A 14328-nucleotide genomic window follows, 5' to 3' on the forward strand; every position below is an offset into this window, starting at 1 on the left:
CCTCGTTTCGCGCCGAGCGCCTACGGCGTGCGCGTGGCCTCGCGCGGGGAGATCCCGAGCGCGTCGCGGAGGACGCCCTGCGCTTTCGCGAGGCCATGCTCGCGCTCGAGGAAGTCGAACGCGTTCTGCCGCAGTGTGCGTTGAAGTGCGACGTCTCCGAGGAGCGTAGCGACGTGCCGCGCGAGCTCCGTGGGGTCGTCGGACACGAGCAGCTCGCGACCCGACTCGACCGGGAGCCCCAGCGCGCCCGCGGTGGTGGTGACGAGCGGGAGGCCCGCGCGGAAGCCCTCGAGGAGCTTGATGCGCACGCCCGAGCCCCCGAGGATCGGCGCCAAGAACACGCTCGCGTTCGCGTAGTGCGGAGCGAGCTCCTTCGCGAACCCGTGCACGACGATGCCAGGCGCGAGCCAGTTCTTCGGCACGATCTCCTTGCCGTTCGCGTCGCGGGGCAGGCCGGAGCCGATGACGTCGAGGACGACCTCGGGGACGAGCCGCCGCACCTCGGGCCACGCTTCTTTCACGAACCAATCGAGGCCCGCGACGTTCGGGTGCCACGAGAGGTTGCCCACGTAGACGAGCCGCGGAGAAGCTTTGGGCTCCCACTCGGTTCGCTCGAAGCGAACGACCTGAGGCACGACGTGCGCTCGGATGCCGGCGAGCATCTCGAAGGCGTCGCGGTCGGTCGACGAGATCGCCACGACCGCGTCGGCCCGCCGCATGGCATCCCGTTCGAAGGTGCGCGCGCGTGCCGTCTCGAGCTCGGCCACGAGCCTCACGATCCCCCGCTTTTTCTCGGCAAATTGGGCAAAAAAGTCGCTCTCGACGTTGTGCTGGCCGAGCACGATCCGGACGCCCGGGACGAGCCGCGAGAGGAGCCGCTCGTAGACCATCATGCCCAGGTGATCGACGTAGACCACGTCGGGTCTTCGGGCGCGGCACGCCTTCACGATCGCCTTCGCCACGGCCACGCTCGCCCACTTGCCGGCGAGGTACGGGTACCCGGGCACGACCCTGAGCGCGGCGACGAGCGGCAGGTAGTGGGGGAACTTCTTCAGGTGAATGGGGTGGAAGATCGGGCCGAGGAGCCGAGCTTTGGGGAGCTTCTCCGCGACCTCGCGCAAGGCCTCGGGCGGAGAGGGCTCTTCTTCGAGGCAGAGGAGATCGACCGAACGAACCTCGGGGAGCGACTCGAGCAGCGTCAGGTCGGCGGCGGTGCGTACGCGCCCACCGCTCACGGCGGGGAACGGTAGCTCGGTGGTGAGGTAGAGAACGTGCATGGCGAACCGGCTCCTCGAGCGTGAGATCGAGGAGCCTACCTGGCTCGCGAGGCCAAATCAGCGGTCATGACGTCGGAAGGCCGTGGGCACCCCGCACGACCGCCGCGCTCACGTGGTGCGCTGGCTCGTCGGCGGCGTGCGCGGGATCTGGCCGAGGGCGTCGAGCATCTCTTGGGCCGTGCCGTAGCGGTCTTGAGGCTTTCGCATGAGGCCCTTGGCGATGACCGCCGCGAAGGCCATGGCGGTCGCGTCGGTGCGGCCCGTGGGCACGGGGGCGGCTTCGTCCGTGAGCTTCTGCCGGAACGACGACATGTCGAACGCGGGGTGACCGGCCACCGCGTTGAAGAGGATCGCGGCCACGGCGTACACGTCGGCGGCCTCGTTGGCGCGCCGGGCATCGACGATCTGCTCGGGGGCCATGAACGGGATCGTGCCGATCGCCGAGCCCATGGTGGTGAGCGCGCCTTGGGGCTTGCCGGTCTCGTCTTTGCCGTCCTTGAAGCGGCTCAGGTTGAAGTCGAGGATCACGGCGCGCCAGCCGTTCTGGATCGGGCGCAGCATGACGTTCGCGGGCTTGAGATCGCGGTGGATGATGCCGTGCGTGTGCATCTCGGCGACGCCGCGGAGCATGTTCTGCCCGAGGTAGATCGTGTCCTCGACGCCGAGCTTCGTGCGCTTGAACACGTTCGAGAGGAGCTCCCCCTGGATGTACTCCATGACGAGCGCGAACCCGAAGGGCGGCCCCACCACGAACTCGTACATGCGCGCGATGTGCGGGCTCGAGAGCTGCTTCAGCGCGCGTGCCTCGCGGCGGAAACGCTCGACGCTCTCGTGGGAGACCGCGGCCTGAGGGTGGAGCACCTTGATGGCGACCTTCTGGTCGAGGGCGCCTTCACGGCCCGCGAGCCACACGACGCCGAATGCCCCGACGCCGAGGGGGCGTTCGAAGACGTACGAGCCGAGGCGAGCTCCGGGGACGATCTGCACGACGAGCCGAGCTTATCGCGAAGCGCGTGTTTTTACCTGAAAAAAGCGCCGTCGCTCCGTCACCAGCCGACGATCGGGGTCAGCCAGCGAGATTGCGCCGGTTCCGAATCATGCCGATCACGGCTTTCACGTCGGCGACACGGACGCCGCGCGTCGCGAAGAGCACGATCACGTACACGAGGCCGTCGACCACGAGGGTCGCGTCCTTGAGGTGCGGCGTGAGCGCCTTGTGCGTGCCGTAGGCGGCGCCGTAGGCCGCGAGCGAAGCGACGAGGGCGAACACGAGGCGTTTGTCGATCGCGCGTCGCCCGAGCGTCGCCAAGAAGACGATCGACACGTAGAGCTCGAGGAACGTGAAGCAGAAGGCGTCGCCGATCCCGGCCCCGCCGACGCCGAGCTTTTTGTGAGCCCACGGCACCACGAGCCACATCAGGATCGGCTGCAGCATGAGCCGCGAGAGCGAGATGAGCGTCACGCTCCACGAGCGCTTCATGATGATGAGCGCCGTGGCGAAGAGCACCGCCGCGTACGTGAAAACGAAGGAGGGGGCGAGCTGCTGGAGCGCGGCGGCCGCGTCGAGGTATTTCGAGCCGGTCGTGAGGCGCACCCAGAACGGCGCGCCCAGGCTGATCATCATCGTGGCGGGGATCGCGACCACGAGGATGCCCTCGACCGCGCGCCGCAGGATCGCGAAGAACTCGTCTTCGCTGCGTTTGAGGGCGCGTGTGAGGAGAGGTGTGATGACCCAGCTCTCGAGCGGGGCGAGGAGCATGGCGAGCGAGGCGAGGTTCTGCGCGGCGCCGTAGAGGCCCACCTCCACCTTGGCGGCTTGCGCGGCCTCTTCGACGCCTTTGGTCGCGTCGGTCGCGAGCGACTTCAGGAGCGCCACGTCGAGCTTGTTCCCCATCGTGTACGAGATGGTGTTCACGAAGAACGGGATGCACGTGATGAGCACGGCCTTCGTGACCTTCGCGTCGACGCGGAGCTCGAGGCCGACCTCTTTGCGCACCGAGGGCCAGAGCACCATGGCCTTGAGGAGCTCCGAGAGGAACATCGGCAGCGCCAGGAGCGGGTACCTGTGCGTGACCTGCACGACCGCGACCACGCCCACGCCCCACACGAGCTTCGCGGCGACGTTGGCGACGGCGAGCTTGCCCACCTTGGTGCTCGCCTGGAGCAGCGCCGCGAGCGACTCGTTCGTCACCATGAGGGCTTGCGTGAGCCCGAACACGACGACGGCGAGGTGGACCTCCGGGTCGCGCTCGACCCCGAGCGCGTAGCCATAGAGGCTCAAGAAGAGCAGCGCCATCACGGTGAGCCGCGCGACGAGCACCCCTCCGAAGAAGTCGGACGCGTGCGACGGCTTCACCGACACTTCGCGTTGGATGTACGTGTTGAGCCCGAGGCCCGCGAAGATGAAGGCGAGCGCGGCCGTGCTCTCGGCCCAGGTGTACTGACCGAAGCGCTCTGGCCCCAAAAACCTGGGCAGAATGAAGCGAACACCGAGCGCCACGGCCCACGTCGCCATGAGCGACAGGCCGAGCTTCACGGCGTTTCGCATGGCCGTCGCCACGTCTTTTCGGGCGGCGTGCTCTTCGTGATCGTGGTGCTCGGCGCCCGCGGTGCCTTCGGGCTCGGCCTCCGTCGGTGCGCTCGCCGCGGCCCCGGTGGAGGCCTCGGGCGTGTCCTCGCTCATCGAAACCTCAGAGGCGAAGGGGCGGATCGCTCGCGACGGTGATCCCGCCGAAGAGCATGATTTGCTGGGTGTCGAAGCGGCGCTGCGCGTTCGAGAACGATTGGCTCGTGAGGCGCACGCCGATGTCGGCGGAGACGTGACGGGTGAGCTGGTACGCCACGCCCGTTTGCCCGGTGGCGAGCAAGTAGGTGGAGATCACGTCGGTGTTGCCGACGATGCCGCCCACGGTCGCTTGGGCGCGCAGCGTGGTCTTGTCGATGCGGTGGTTCACCGCGAGGATGCCCTCGGTCTTCTGCTCTACGTCGCCGGAGAGGAGGTTGATCCACGGGCCGAGCCGCCCGACGACAGCGAACCGCGTCTCGGACGTGCGGTGCTCGACGCCGTACGTGGTGCTCACCTCTCCGCGAGGGTAGAGGCGCGCGCCGAACGTCGGGTTCTGTGCCGTCTCCGCGCCTGCGGCGATCTCGCTCGTGGCCTTCTCGGACCACTTGTGGACGAACCGCTCCTCGGCCTCGACTCGGACGGTGGGCGAACCCTCTCGGCCGCCGTCGAAGAGCGCCGGAAACGTGTATCCTCCACCTATCGACGTCTTCACCGTGTCGACGGCGGAGGTCTTCACGTCGAGCGTGAGGCGACCACCGGGGCCGTACGTGAGCGGGATCTTGCCGCGGGAGACGTCGTCCGCGCCACCGAAGGCGCCCATCGTCGCGAGCGGCGTGAGCGTGACCCGCGGGGTGAGGCGGATGTTCACGAAGGCCTGCGTCTGCAAGAAGAGCAGGTTGAAGCTCGCCGCGCCGAGCGTGGGGATGATGGGGTACGGCGGCGCGGGTAACCCCTCGCCATTCCAGGGTTTTTGGACGAGGAGGGCCGTGTTCGAGATGGGGCCGTAGCCCCCGAACTGGTAGAGGCCCCAGTGGGTGCGCTTCTCGTCGTGCTCGAGCCCGAGGCCGATGTTGTGGAACGCGCCGAACTGCTGGGGAGGGTTCGTGTTGTTGAGGAACGCGTTGTTCACTTCGTCGGCCGTGGGGGTCGAGAAGCGGAGCGAGCCGATGTCGGTCGTGTCGGGGACGATGAAACGCGGCGAGTAGATCGCCACGAAGTGCGAGAACCCGTGCCGCCAGATGAGGTCGTAGCGGAGCTGCGGGGCGAGCTCGCTCTCGAGCACGGGCTTCGTGACCGGCTTGACGGCGAGGCTCGTGGTCTCGTTCGTGAACCTCCCGCGTTCCTCCACGCGGACCTGCGCGGCCACGGTGCTGAGGGTGTCCATCGGAGGGAGGAACGCGAGGGGAAGCATCGGGCGAGCTCAGTGGCCCCGGGCCGAGAGGCGCGAGGGGCCACGTCTTTTCAGCGATATCACGAGTCGCACGCCGTGTGTCGACCGGTTTCCAGCGCGTGCGCCGTTACCACTTCATCGTGCCGAACACCGGGATCCCGAGGCGATCGCGGACGTGGCGGGGCTCGAAGAAGATGCCCGAGAACCGATCGGCGATCGCCGCGGTGGCGAGCGCCGCGAGGACGGTGAGCGCGAGCCCGAGGAGGGCGGCGATGAGGCCCGATGGGCGCTTCGGCCCCGGGGGGAGCTCGGCCGGGCGCGTGACCGAGTAGCGGCGCTTGAACCCGGCTTCTTCGCTCTGGGCCTGGATGCGCGCGGCCTCGAGCTTGGTGGTGAGCTGATCGTACTTGTTGCGGGCCGTGTCGAACTCGGCCTGCACGTCGCTGATCGACTTGGGCCGTGCCGGGATACCCGCGTCGACCGCGGCCACGACCGGGATCGCGACTTGGCCGCCGGTGGGCTTCGGAGCTTCCTTCGGGGCCGCGTTCTTCTGCGCCTCGATTTGGGCGAGCACGTCGGCTTCTTGGGTCTTCAACGCGCTGAGCGCGGGCGGGTCCGCCTCGGCCGCGCGGATGCTGTCCTTCATCGCCTTCACGGAAGGGTGACCGTCGGCGTACTGCTGCTGGAGCTCTTGGAGCTGGTTCTTGAGCTGGCCGACACGTTGGGCGCGTTGGTCCTCGAGCGCCTGCTTTTCACCGCGAATCTGCTCGAGCTTCTTCACGAGCGCGGGATCGGCGCCGGGAGGGGGAGGAGCGGCCGCGGCGCGCGAGATGTACTTCTGGACGGTGGCGTCCGGCGCCTTCGTCGTGTTGATCTCGCGCTGGCGAATCGCAAGCTCGGTGGCCGCCGCGGCGACCTCGCCCTGCGCGCGGGCGACGTTCGACTCGAGGATCTTGAGCTGCTCGTTGATGGCGCCGATCTCGACGCCGTACCGCGCATCTTGGAAGTTTTTGATCGCGTTCGCGACGATGTCCCGCGCGGCCGTCGGGTCGGACCACTCGACGAAGATGCTCACGGTGGCATCGTCGACGTTGACGCGGAGCTTCGCGTCGAGCGTCTTCATGAGCGCGTCGAACTTCTGCTCGTCCGTGAAGGGCGTCCCGCCGAGCTTCGAGCCGAGCTGGTCCATGATGCGGCGGTGCGGCTGGCGCATCGAGTCCCACCGCTCGACGAGCTGCGCCTGCTTGATGAGCGCGAGGATGTTGTCGCGCGACTTGACCTGCTCCTCGAACTGCTTCGCGGTGGCCTTTTGCTCTTCGGGGCTCACGTACGCGGCAGCAGCGCCGATCAGCGTGGCGCGCGTGACGAGCACCTTGCCTTCGACCTCGTACGATTTCGGGGCGAAAATGGCCGCGACGACCGTCATCGCGAGACAGATCGTGGACACGAAGGCCGTGAGCGCTTTGCGCCGCCCCGCAGCCTTTGCCGCGTCGCGTGCGCGATCCATGAGGCTCGTCTGCTCTTCGTCGTCCTGCCGCCCGCCGCCACGACGACCTCCGCCGCCGCCGCGCCCAGGGATGTTCAGCTTGTCCGCGGTCTGGAATAGGGTTCCGTCTTTCGCCATCGCTCGGAGAGACCTCCGCGATCACGGTACCACACGCGATGACGCGCCTGGAACTTCCTCGCGGGTCGCGCTCCGCCAGCTGGCGTCACGTCCTCGGGCCCCTCACCCCGCCACCGGGAGGCCGCGGTCGCGCGCGCTCGCGGTTCGATCCACGCAGCGATAACCGCGCGAGCCTATTCGATGATTTCGATGTCGGGTGGGGTGGGACCCACGGGCTTCGGCAGGTCGGCGGGCTTCAGTGGAGCTGGCGCAGACTTGCTCGGTGCCGGCGCGGGCGCGGCGCCTTGGGGAGGTGCCCACGTGGCCTTGGGGGCGGCGGCCGTCGTGGCAGCGGGCGCGATGGGAGCGATGGCCGATGGCAGCGCGGACGGGGCCTTCGGCAGCGCCGTGGCCGAGACGCCGAGCGGCATCGGAGGCACGCTGGCCGACGCGGACGGCACCGTCGCCGAGGGATGTGAGCCGTCTCCCGCGGCGCGGCTCGCCTTCATGTACACGCCGGCACCGGCGACGAGCGCGACGAGCGCGGCGAGACCGAGGGCGACGGGCCACAAAGGACGCCGCGGAATCCCATCGGGCTCGATGGGCGTCTCGGCGCCCGAGGGGTACGAGCCATTGCCCGATTTCCCCCACTCGCCTGACTTGTCGAGGCCGGTGATGTCGATGTTGCTGCTCGAGGGAGGCTTGTCTTTCCCGTAGAAAAAGCCCGCGCGGCCCGAGTCGCTCACTTGCGGTACGGCGAGGTACTGGCCGCTCGCGGTGGCCATGGGCACCTGCCCCTCGGAGGTGCTTACGGTGGGGGCCACGAGGCCGTACGGGTTGTGCACGCCGATTTGGGTCGTCTCCAGGTCGGTCCGACGGCCGGGGACGATGTCGGGCGGGCCCGGCGGCGCTGGTTTGGCCTCGTACGCGGAGATGCCGAGCAACGTCTTCACCGGGATGCCCGGCTCGGGGACCGGAGGAGGAACGGCGCGCATCGCGGGCTCGGACGGGGCGCTGTCCATCGTCGGCGCCTCGACGTTGACGAGCGTCCCGTCGGTGTTGCGCTCGGTGGAGCTGAGGCGCGTGGTCGACGGCGGCGGCGGGCGCATGCTCGCGTTTCGCGCGAGCGAGGACGCCTCTTTCAAGGCGTTTCGCATCTGCGTGATGGTCTGCCAGCGATCGTCTTTTTTGAACTGGAGGGCCTGATCGACGACGGCGACGATTCCGGGGGGGAGCTCGGGCATGACGCTCCCGAGCGAGCGCGCTTTGGCCGTGGCCGCCGCGAGGAGCTTCTGCTGCGTGCCCTCGACCGGGTGCACGTGCTCGCCCGTGAGCATCGTGAACATGATCGCGCCGACGGCGAAGATGTCGGACCGCGAATCGACCGCCTCGCGCGCGCCGAGGGCCTGCTCGGGAGCCATGTAGGCGGGCGTGCCGAGCACCATGCCCACGAGCGACAGCTTGCTCACAGACTTCTTGTCGGAGAGCTTGGCGACGCCGAAGTCGAGCAGCTTGATTTGCCGGTCGGCGGTGAGAAAAACGTTCGACGGCTTGAGATCGCGATGGATCACGTTTCCGGCGTGCACGGCGGCCAGCACGTCCATGATGGCGTCGATGATGCTGATCGTGGTCTCGAGGCTGAGCTTCGGGCCCGCGGCCTCGCGGTAGTCTTCGAGGGTCTCGCCCTCGAGCATCTCCATGGCGAGGAACGGGCAGCCCTCGTCCGTCATGCCGTCGTCGAAGACGCGGACGATGCCGGGGTGCTTCACGACGTTGGCGAGGTACCCCTCGGAGAGGAAGCGCTCGACCACGGCGTCGTCGTTCGCGAGCTGGCCGTGGAGGATCTTGAGCGCGGCACGGGACCCGTTTCGGTGGGTCACGGCATACACGGCGGCCATCGAGCCCGCTCCCAAGAGGGAGTCGACTCGCCATTTGCCGATGACCGTTCCTATCCGCCGCTCTTCGAAGCCCATGACTTGAGGGAGACTGCGAGGGTACCACGGAGCGCCTTGACGCGCCGCATTCTCGCGGGCCTTCACAGTGACAATTCTGCAACGCCTGCGCCCGAGCTCTCTCGGACGCGCGTCAGCCTACCCCAACCTCGCCCGACCTCCAAGCTCGTGGCTGGCGAAGGTGAGCGTTTGGCTTAAATCGCTTCGCTCGGGTCGCGTTTCAGGCCGGAGCGTCCTGGCCCTTGGCCTCGAGGCGCGCCGCCGTGGCGAAGGCGAGCGAGAAGAGAATGAGCGTGAGGTAGCTGTTCCAGCCCTGGTCACCCCAGATTTGGGCGAGGGTGGCGACTACCACGCCGATCGAAGCGAGGGCCGCGGCGCGCTCCACGGGTTGCTCCGCGGTGCGGTACGCGCGGATGCCCAGGGTCATCGTGGCGGGGTAGATGACCCACAACGCGGTGAACCCGACGACCCCGCCGACCGACCAGATCCAGAGCACGCCGTTGTGGGCGATGTAGCGGTAGAGCGCGAAGAGCTTCGAGATGTCGTAGACGAGGAGCTTCTCTTTGTACTCCCAGCCGAAGCCGGTGCCCACGATGGGGCTCTGGCTCATCGTGTAGATGAGGTTGTAGTTCTCGATGTCGCGTGACTCGCTCGAGTTGTCCTTCTGATCGAGGACGCTCATGGCGAGCTTCGCGGGCTTCCACAGCGGAGAGTCGCCCTCGGCTTGGCTCCCCACGATGGTGTAGGCGAGCACGAGGCCCGCTACGACGAACGCGGCGCGCGTGACCTTGGCCTTCGTCGCGCTCGGCTTGAGCGACAGGTACATCATGGCCGGCGCGGCCCCGAGCGAGACGAACGCGAGTCGCCGGTTGTTGAGCGCCACGCCCACGAACACCGCCGCAGCGAGCGCGAGGCACCGGGTGACGACCCGCCGCTGCCGATCCTCGATCGCGTACGCAATGAGGCAGAAGATCGCGGTCGAGAAGAGGACCGTGTCGGCGTGGGTGGTGACGAAGAACCCCTCTTCCGTGCGGAATTTCCAGGCGAGCAGGAAATACGTCCCGAAGCAGAGCGCGCTCCTCGCCACGGCGACGGCCACGATGATGGTGCCGATGGCCGGCAGATCCTCGGTGCCGCGGAAGGCGTAGAGGAAGGCCATGGCCACGATGGGCAGCGTCAGGAGGTGGAGGATCTGGAAGAAGGACGGCTGGAGATTTCCGCCCCGCGCGAGGCCGAAGGCTTCGAGCGCGACCACCGCCACGAGGAAGGCCGTCAGCAGGTTCATGGCCTGCTTCGGCGGAGGCACGATGTCCTCGTTCCGGCGTGTCTCTCGCCTCGCTCGGTAGAGCAGGTAGAGCGCCCCGAAGAAGAAGAACGGGAGCGACATGCCCGGCACGCCGGCGAAGTCCTTCAGGGAGGCGTAGAAGGCCACGTCGGCGAACGCGAGCGGTGGCTTCCAGAAGGTGGGGATGTCGGTCGCGGCCTCGAGGAAGAGCGCGGCCGCCAAGAAATGACGGGCGCTTATGTGCACCGGGTAGCGCGTGAGCGCGTGCGAGAGCAGGCCTCCCACGACGAGCGCGGCGACGATGTTGAGGATGCGCGACTGCGTCCCGATCGTGTAGGTGACCGCGGCCGAGACCACGAAGAGCCCGGCGATGATGCGCAGCGTGGGCTTCAGGTGGTTGTCGTCGAACGGGTCGACGTCCTCGGCGGCGGCCTCGCGATCGCCGAACTCGCCGAACCGTTGGCCGATGCGCCGCTGCATCGCCTCGAACTGGAGCTGGGAAGACGACTTGGGGCGCTGCGGGCCGGGGCGGTAGTTGCTCACGAGCTCACCAGCACGTCTTCGATTGGATGGCCCGGACGAGCTGGCGGCCCGTGAGCTCCTGCGTCGTGGGGCTCGGGTGGCCGTCGCAGCCGAGGCCGTCTCGGGCGCTGCGCTGCTCCGAGAACTGCATGTAGTACACACGCGAGTCGCCCGAGCCCTCGACGATCGATCGAAGCGAGGCGTCGGCGCGGGTACGAATGTCGGGCCCGTTCGTGTTGCTGATCATCGTCGAGAGGGCGAAAAAGATGTGTGAATCTGGGTACTTGCCGCGGATGGTGCGGACGAGCTCCCGGCCCCTCGTGACGAACGTCGCGTCGTCGACGCCGAAGAGGTAGTCGTTCGTGCCGAGGTTCACGACCACGACCTGCGGCGCCGACTCTTTGGGGAACGTATAGGGGAGGGCGACCTCGGGGCCGCCGGGCACGCCGCGCGGGATGGTCGTCGCGAAGATCTCGGGCATGGCATCGGCGATGGTCCCCGCGACCTTCTTGGAGGGCTGCCCGCCGTCGTCGCCGTCGTCGTTGCGGGAGAGGCCCTTGCCCGACCAACACACCGTCGAGAGCTCGGCGTCGAGCGTCTCTGCGGCGATCGCCGCGTACGTGCGCGAGTGGCGCTGGGTCGCGAACGTGAACGGGCAGGAGCCGTCACTGCCGAGCACGCCGTAGCCGCAGGAGATCGAGTCGCCGATGACCTCGATGCGCCGCGGACGAACGCGCGCCGGCTCGTATTTTCCGCCTGCCGCGAGCTCGAAGCCCTCGAACCGCGCGAGCCCTCCGTTGGCCTCGAACTCGCGACGGACCTCGACCTCGTGGACGGCCGTCGGGTCGAGGCCTTCGGCGAGCACGTAGCGCGACCGCCCGGGGCGCGCCGCGAGCTCCGAGGTGACGCCGTCGACCTTGACCGTGAGCACGCGGGGCTCTCGCGCGGGGTTGAACGTGTCGGCGCCTTCGGGGAGCGCGATGTTCGCGGCCACGCCGCTGCCCGTGAACCGCGCGGTCATGCGCGAGCCGGAGTAGACGAACTCCCCGCGCGGCGAAAAACGGCCGACGAGGTGCGGCGCGGCGGGTCCCGTGAGCGTGCTCGGTCCTTCTTTGGGGCCCGCGGAGCAGTCGGCGGGGGCGCCCGTCACGTCGCCGTCGGGGCCGGGCTCGTCGGGGTCGACGATGTTCAGCACGCAGGCGCTCGATCCGAGCGCGGCGGCGAGGAGGAGGGGAAATGCGCCTGGGCGAAACACGTCTCTCGTACGTTAGCAGGGTTTCCCCCTTGCCGATCGAGCCAAAAAGAGGGTCCTATTCTCGGGGAGCGTCCGCACGCTCGTTCTCTCTTCCCTTCGGAGCGCGTCCATGGCCCATCGTATCGTTCGAAACGTCGGTCGCTCGGCGGCGGTCTTCGCCCTGGCCTCGGCGCTCGCGGCCGCCTGCTCGTCCACGCCCGACCCGGCCCCCGCCGACGCCGCGGCTCCCGATGGGGCGACCAGCTCGACCGACGCGTCGAAGCCCGACACGAGCGTGGCCGACACGGGAGCTCCCGACACGAGCCGCCCCGACGCCTCCGCCTCCGACGCGAGCGACGCCGCCCCGACGGACGCCGAGGTCCCCGACGCTGCCGACGCAGCCGATGCGGCCCCCGCGCCGATGGTGCTCACGAGCCTCACGCTGACGAACGGGGGCCGTTTCCCCGCGGCCCACACCTGCAATGGCGCCAACACCTCGCCGGCCCTCTCGTGGACCGCCGGCCCGCCCGGAACGCAGAGCTACGCCGTGGTCATGAAGGACCTCACCGTCCCGAACCAACACTGGACCCTCTACGATATCCCCTCGACTACGCTCGCGATTCCGGCGGGTGTGCCCTTTGGTTACATGCCCGGCGCCCCGGCGCCCGCGGGCTCCAAACATGGGTTCGTCACCTTCTCGACCTCGTCGTACGGGTACCTCGGGCCGTGCCCCCCGCGGCCCGGCGACCACGACTATGTCTTCACCGTGTACGCCCTCTCCGGCGCGACGCTCTCCGGCGCGGCCATGGGCGACACCCCCGAGTCGCTCGAGACGAAGATCAAGGCGCAGAAGGTGAACGCCGGCGCCGAGGCCTCGCTCGCCTCGAAATACAAGCAGCCGTGACGCGGTTCGTGCCGAGCCGAACGGCAAGTTGTCCTTTGGATGTCGAATTCCGGTAGAGTGGCGAAACCCATGACGACCCCGGGCTCCACTGGCCAGGCCGCAGCAGCGACTCTCGGCAACCCCGTCTGGCAGCGACTCTGGCTCCGCTGCCACCAATCCGACTGGCAGTCGCTCGCCCTCGTCGGCTCGAGCAAACGCGACCCCGAGGCCATGCTCGAGATCGCCCAAGGCCTCGCCCGCATCGGCAAAGAGCTCGGGCAGGAGCTGGCCGTGTTCGACGCGCGTGCCATCGGCCTCGTCGACATGGACGGCACGCTCCAACAGATCAAGGCGCTCACGGTCAAGGGCAAGCGCTGCTTGGTCGTACTGAACCTCGTCTCCGAGAACGCGACCACGGTGCCGATGGTGCAGAGCCTCGACGCCGCCTTGCTCGGGGTGTTCATCGGGGAGACCACGGTCGTCGCCGCCTCGCGCACGATCGACGAGTCCGGGCGCGCGAAGTTCCTGGGCTCGATCGTCCTCGAACAGAAATGAGCGCGGCATGAGCGCGACCCGCATCCGCATCGGGAGAGTGCCGATCGACGTGCTCTCGTTCGAGGCCGCGCTCGACGCCGTGCTCACGCTCTCGGATCGTGGCAAGGGCGGCTTCGTGGTCACGCCCAACGTCGACCACGTGGTGCTGGCCGAAGAAAACCCAGCGTTTCTCGCAGCTTACGAGGCCGCGAGCCTCAGCCTGGCGGACGGGTTCCCCGTCGTGGTCACCTCGAAGCTCATGCCGACGCGCCTGCCCGCGAAGGTGTCGGGCTCGGACCTCGTGCCCCCGCTCATGGCGCTCTGCGAGGCCAAGAAGAAGAGCGTGTACCTGCTCGGCGCGGGCCCGGGCGTGGCCGAGCTCGCGGCGAAGAAGCTCGTCGAGAAGCACCCGTCGCTCGTGATCGCCGGCGTCGACGCGCCCATGGTCGATCTGTCGAAGCCCAAAGAGTCGCGGGCGGGCATCGTCGAGAAGGTCGTCGCGGCCAAGCCCGACATCGTGCTCGTCGCCTTCGGCGCGCCCAAACAAGAGCTGTTCTGCCACGAAATCGCCGAGGCCGTGGCGCCCGCGGTGCTGCTCGGCATCGGGGCGACGCTCGACTTCATCGCGGGGACCGTGAAGCGCGCCCCGGCCTGGATGAGCCGCGCGGGGCTCGAGTGGGCCTACCGCCTCGGCCAAGAGCCACGGAGGCTCGCGCACCGGTATTTCGTGAGAGATCCGCAGTACCTCGGCATCGTCCTCCGGCAGTATCTCGGCGATCGTAGGGCGGGGCGGGGCTTCGGAGAGGTGCCCTGACATGCAGAAGCTCCTCCTCTTTTCGCTGCTCGTCGTCACCCTGCTGATCCCGCTCTTCGCGTCGAACGGCGTCACCACGAAGCAGGCCATCCAGCGCAGCGTCGGCGCGACGATCGCGATGTGCCTTCTCTACATGCTGGGCCTGCTCTTCGTGTACCCGGGGCTCGAGAAGCGCCGCCGCTGAGCCGAGCGGCCTCGCGCCTAAGCCCTTCGATTTCGCCCTCGAGCGCGAGCACCGGGCTTTTTCGGCGCGTCCCTCGTGGCTCGG

12 protein-coding genes are annotated in these 14328 nt (G+C 68.5%); 4 read left to right on the forward strand and 8 right to left on the reverse strand.

Annotated elements, in window-relative coordinates:
- Nucleotides 1-20 precede the first annotated feature (20 nt).
- The 8 genes from IPK71_09955 to IPK71_09990 all read right to left on the reverse strand — a co-directional run bounded on the left by IPK71_09955 (nt 21) and on the right by IPK71_09990 (nt 11850).
- A complete protein-coding gene (locus IPK71_09955; protein MBK8214056.1) occupies nt 21-1277 on the reverse strand; it encodes a glycosyltransferase in 1257 nt (418 codons plus the stop codon).
- Nucleotides 1278-1385: 108 nt separating this feature from the next.
- Nucleotides 1386-2264 carry a serine/threonine protein kinase gene (locus IPK71_09960; protein ID MBK8214057.1) on the reverse strand — a complete coding sequence of 293 codons (879 nt, stop codon included), beginning with the start codon at nt 2262-2264 and terminating at the stop codon, nt 1386-1388.
- Between the two features lie 79 nt (nt 2265-2343).
- Nucleotides 2344-3960, reverse strand: a complete 1617-nt coding sequence (locus IPK71_09965; protein ID MBK8214058.1) for an oligosaccharide flippase family protein — start codon at nt 3958-3960, stop codon at nt 2344-2346.
- Nucleotides 3961-3967: 7 nt separating this feature from the next.
- Nucleotides 3968-5254 (reverse strand): hypothetical protein, encoded by a 1287-nt coding sequence (locus IPK71_09970; GenBank protein ID MBK8214059.1) that lies wholly within the window; start codon nt 5252-5254, stop codon nt 3968-3970.
- A gap of 106 nt (nt 5255-5360) precedes the next feature.
- Nucleotides 5361-6857 carry a hypothetical protein gene (locus tag IPK71_09975; protein ID MBK8214060.1) on the reverse strand — a complete coding sequence of 499 codons (1497 nt, stop codon included), beginning with the start codon at nt 6855-6857 and terminating at the stop codon, nt 5361-5363.
- 173 nt (nt 6858-7030) lie between these two features.
- Nucleotides 7031-8809, reverse strand: a complete 1779-nt coding sequence (locus IPK71_09980) for a serine/threonine protein kinase (GenBank protein MBK8214061.1) — start codon at nt 8807-8809, stop codon at nt 7031-7033.
- A 199-nt stretch (nt 8810-9008) separates the two neighbouring features.
- Nucleotides 9009-10616, reverse strand: coding sequence for an O-antigen ligase family protein (locus tag IPK71_09985; protein MBK8214062.1), 1608 nt, complete (start codon nt 10614-10616; stop codon nt 9009-9011).
- 4 nt (nt 10617-10620) lie between these two features.
- Complete coding sequence (locus tag IPK71_09990) at nt 10621-11850, reverse strand: hypothetical protein (GenBank protein MBK8214063.1); 1230 nt, start codon at nt 11848-11850, stop codon at nt 10621-10623.
- Between the two features lie 109 nt (nt 11851-11959).
- Between IPK71_09990 and IPK71_09995 the strand changes: the two genes are divergently transcribed.
- From IPK71_09995 to IPK71_10010, 4 genes are all read left to right on the forward strand, one after another.
- Nucleotides 11960-12733: a YbhB/YbcL family Raf kinase inhibitor-like protein gene (locus IPK71_09995; protein ID MBK8214064.1), complete on the forward strand. Its 774-nt coding sequence runs from the start codon at nt 11960-11962 to the stop codon at nt 12731-12733.
- 69 nt (nt 12734-12802) lie between these two features.
- Nucleotides 12803-13267 carry a hypothetical protein gene (locus IPK71_10000; protein MBK8214065.1) on the forward strand — a complete coding sequence of 155 codons (465 nt, stop codon included), beginning with the start codon at nt 12803-12805 and terminating at the stop codon, nt 13265-13267.
- 7 nt (nt 13268-13274) lie between these two features.
- The gene (locus IPK71_10005) at nt 13275-14060 is read left to right on the forward strand and encodes a WecB/TagA/CpsF family glycosyltransferase (protein MBK8214066.1); all 786 of its coding nucleotides are present in this window, start codon (nt 13275-13277) and stop codon (nt 14058-14060) included.
- Nucleotide 14061: 1 nt separating this feature from the next.
- Entirely contained in the window at nt 14062-14244 is a 183-nt protein-coding gene (locus IPK71_10010; protein ID MBK8214067.1) for a hypothetical protein, read from the forward strand.
- The last annotated feature ends 84 nt before the right edge of the window (nt 14245-14328 follow it).

The organism is Myxococcales bacterium (assembly GCA_016712525.1).
Classification (GTDB): domain Bacteria; phylum Myxococcota_A; class Polyangia; order Polyangiales; family Polyangiaceae; genus JAAFHV01.

What these genes read in the sequence shown, in the direction of transcription:
- IPK71_09980 (MBK8214061.1), bottom strand. Translation starts at nt 8,809, where the DNA reads ATGGGCTTCGAAGAGCGGCGGATAGGAACGGTCATCGGCAAATGGCGA.
- IPK71_09970 (MBK8214059.1), bottom strand. Translation starts at nt 5,254, where the DNA reads ATGCTTCCCCTCGCGTTCCTCCCTCCGATGGACACCCTCAGCACCGTG.
- IPK71_09975 (MBK8214060.1), bottom strand. Translation starts at nt 6,857, where the DNA reads ATGGCGAAAGACGGAACCCTATTCCAGACCGCGGACAAGCTGAACATC.
- IPK71_10000 (MBK8214065.1), top strand. Translation starts at nt 12,803, where the DNA reads ATGACGACCCCGGGCTCCACTGGCCAGGCCGCAGCAGCGACTCTCGGC.
- IPK71_09995 (MBK8214064.1), top strand. Translation starts at nt 11,960, where the DNA reads ATGGCCCATCGTATCGTTCGAAACGTCGGTCGCTCGGCGGCGGTCTTC.
- IPK71_09955 (MBK8214056.1), bottom strand. Translation starts at nt 1,277, where the DNA reads ATGCACGTTCTCTACCTCACCACCGAGCTACCGTTCCCCGCCGTGAGC.
- IPK71_10005 (MBK8214066.1), top strand. Translation starts at nt 13,275, where the DNA reads ATGAGCGCGACCCGCATCCGCATCGGGAGAGTGCCGATCGACGTGCTC.
- IPK71_09965 (MBK8214058.1), bottom strand. Translation starts at nt 3,960, where the DNA reads ATGAGCGAGGACACGCCCGAGGCCTCCACCGGGGCCGCGGCGAGCGCA.
- IPK71_10010 (MBK8214067.1), top strand. Translation starts at nt 14,062, where the DNA reads ATGCAGAAGCTCCTCCTCTTTTCGCTGCTCGTCGTCACCCTGCTGATC.